3 protein-coding genes are annotated in these 1,621 nt (G+C 39.9%); all 3 read right to left on the bottom strand.

Translation table 11 applies throughout. The features are described from left to right. Nucleotides 1-98 (bottom strand): hypothetical protein (locus ABY905_RS17155; RefSeq protein ID WP_372646104.1); only part of this gene is annotated, 98 nt, incomplete at its 3' end. 106 nt (nucleotides 99-204) lie between these two features. Then, nucleotides 205-576 (bottom strand): four helix bundle protein, encoded by a 372-nt coding sequence (locus tag ABY905_RS17150; RefSeq protein ID WP_372646102.1) that lies wholly within the window; start codon nucleotides 574-576, stop codon nucleotides 205-207. Nucleotides 577-844: 268 nt separating this feature from the next. Then, nucleotides 845-1,621: GNVR domain-containing protein (locus ABY905_RS17145; protein ID WP_372646100.1), on the bottom strand; the 777-nt coding region annotated here is incomplete at its 5' end.

The following is a 1,621-nucleotide window of genomic DNA, read 5'->3' as shown; positions in this document are numbered from 1 at the left end:
TTAATGTGTGGGCATTTTTGTGCAATAATCGCCATGGTTGGACCACCAACGTAGCCAGCGCCTATACAGCAGATGTTTTTGATTGATTTTGATTTCATACACTAATCTGTTTTCAGTTATCCTTGCCCTTTGGGCTATATCGGTTGTCGGTGTTTGTGTCGGTTATCGGTTATCAGTTTTCGGTTATCGAAGATAAGTTGTCAGTTACTGGTTGTCAGTTTTCCAGTTCTTTTGCACAAAATCAATGAAGCGATGCAACTTCTTTCCTAATTCGCCATAATCCTTGATCAATCGACTAATCTCATTTTTATCGTATAGACTATTTAGCATCTCTAAGTGAGATTCTGTTTCCAATAAAGAAGCATTAGCCATAATCAAAGATCGAATAAATTCAGCCTTATATTTCCTTCGACCATAACCTTCTACAATATTAGCTCTAATACTTTGTGATGATCTGCGAATCTGACTACACAACTCATACTGTTCTGCCTTTGGCAAAGATAAACACAGCCTATGAACCTTAATTGCAAGTTCAAAAGCTATCCTATATGTTTCAAGCTCTTTATAACTCTTCATTTCTTTAGCATTACCTAAATCACAATTAACGGCTAATATCAATAAAATATTTGAGATAAACGATAACTGACACTTCGACAGGCTCAGTGACCAGCTCAGTGCACCGCAACAGACAACAATAACTTCAAGATCGGTCAGCAACTACTGACTTGCCTCCCGAAGCTTCGGGATTGTTGGTCCTGATAACCGATAACAGAAAACTGATAACAGACAACAGAATTCTAATCATGAGATTGCTTCTCCCGAATTCTCGGGATCGCAAAGACAGCTAGTTACTCCACTGCTCCTTAATAGAACCCATGAACTGTTTACCGAAAACCATACCCACACCCACAATACCACCAAGGAAAGTCCAAATAATAAGAATCATTGGGCGCTTAGGTTTTGATTTATCGAGTGGTACTGAAACAGGATCGATGATGGTGAAAACAGGGGTATCTTCTTTCACTTGTATTTTTTGAGTCTCCAGCTGCTTGGCCAATTCAGTATAAACCGATGAAGCCATAGAGAATTCCGACTGCAGACGCTCCATTTGGGTTTGAGCCATAGCCGTACTCACATTTTTATTCTGATCACGAAAACGAGCCAGCTTATTTTGAGCAGCGGTAAAGGCAGCCTCTTTTTCAGCATAACGTTCCTCAACAAAAGCCATTTGATCTTTAGCCTTCTTAATTTTAAAATCAGTAATCGCTTCTTGGAGCAAAACCTGTGCACGTTGCACCATTTCAGCTGCTGGTCGTGCCTGGGGCATACGAGCTAATATCGAAACATAGCCATCCTTATCATTCACTTCCAATGAGAGTTGTGAGGACAATAAATTCATCAGGCTTTTCTCATCTTGGGAGATTGTCAAGAGCTGGTCATTGGTTGACTGGTCATTAGTCACTGGGGATTTACCTTTAATGGCTTTAATGATGACACCCGGTAAGCCAATGGTGTATTTTTTAATATAGCCCAACAATCCTGGCTTAGCAATCTCCAGGTAATACGCTTGAAAAGTCACTTTATCTTTTTGTCCTTCAATGGTCAAAGGGGTTTTCATCAT

The organism is Ancylomarina sp. (assembly GCF_041555295.1).
Classification (GTDB): Bacteria; Bacteroidota; Bacteroidia; order Bacteroidales; family Marinifilaceae; genus Ancylomarina.
The sequence above is the reverse complement of the archived record's forward strand: the minus strand, read 5'-3'. Positions and strand labels throughout refer to the sequence as shown.

Bases quoted from the DNA above. Each gene is read 5' to 3' on its own strand.
- ABY905_RS17150 (WP_372646102.1), bottom strand. From the start codon at position 576: ATGAAGAGTTATAAAGAGCTTGAAACATATAGGATAGCTTTTGAACTT.